Below are 833 nucleotides of genomic sequence, written 5' to 3'. Positions count from 1 at the left end.
AGTGGGCATACGCCGAAACGTACACCCACTCATGGAAAAGGACAGCCAACTTGTCCATATGGACGCATCACTACAACTATTCGCGTCTTCATACGGCTCTTGGCAGGAAACCTCCGGCTTCGAGGCTGGGAGGGTGAACAACGTGTTGACATATATGGTCCCGCCCTGGAGTCAAGAAAGAATGCTTTGGTTCGGTTCGGATGCAAACATATATACGGCGTCAACCGTAGTGGCAGCGCCCTGATGGGATATACGCGCTTTCGTTCCTTATCACTCTAGCGGCATTCTAAATTGCCTTGTCAACACACAGGTTTTCCGAAAGCCGGTCCGACCGTTTTTTCCATCTCTTCTTTCTTGGCAACCTTGGGTAGGCTTTAATATCGTCAGCGTTTGGCGGGCCGCTTGCGGGCGGTTCACGCCTAATGAAGCCGCGTTGCAAGCGGCATGACAAACGCGGTGCTACGCCGCTTGTTTGTATTCCGTGCCCTGGGTCAGCATGGTCCAGGCCACCCGAGCCGTTTTATTGGCCAAGGCAACGCTGGCTTTATTTTTCCCCCGCCGCGCGGCGAGTTCCACGGCCCACTGATTTCGTCGGTGTTCGGGCGTATACCCGTCAATCATGCGGGAAAGCGCCGCCCGCGCCCCGTGAATCAACAAGGTGCGAGTGTAGCAGTCTCCCCGTTTGGAGATGCCCAGGAGCCTGACTTTGCCTCCGGTGGAGTTTTGACGCGGTACAAGCCCCAGAAATGCGGCAAATTCCCTGCCATTTTTGAAATTCGAGGCCACACCGGCAATAGTCAGCAGGATAGTGGCGGTCATGATACCGATGCCAG

Annotated in this window: 1 protein-coding gene; it reads right to left on the bottom strand. The window is 55.2% G+C overall.

The genetic code is table 11. The features are described from left to right. Positions 1–459: 459 nt before the first annotated feature. Positions 460–833: transposase (locus tag V6C16_RS14480; protein WP_333543589.1), on the bottom strand; the 374-nt coding region annotated here is incomplete at its 5' end.

Origin of the sequence: Desulfovibrio sp. 1188_IL3213, assembly GCF_036763145.1 — a bacterium.
Classification (GTDB): Bacteria; Desulfobacterota; Desulfovibrionia; order Desulfovibrionales; family Desulfovibrionaceae; genus Desulfovibrio.
Note: the sequence above shows the minus strand (reverse complement) of the source record. Positions and strands in the feature narration are given on the sequence as shown.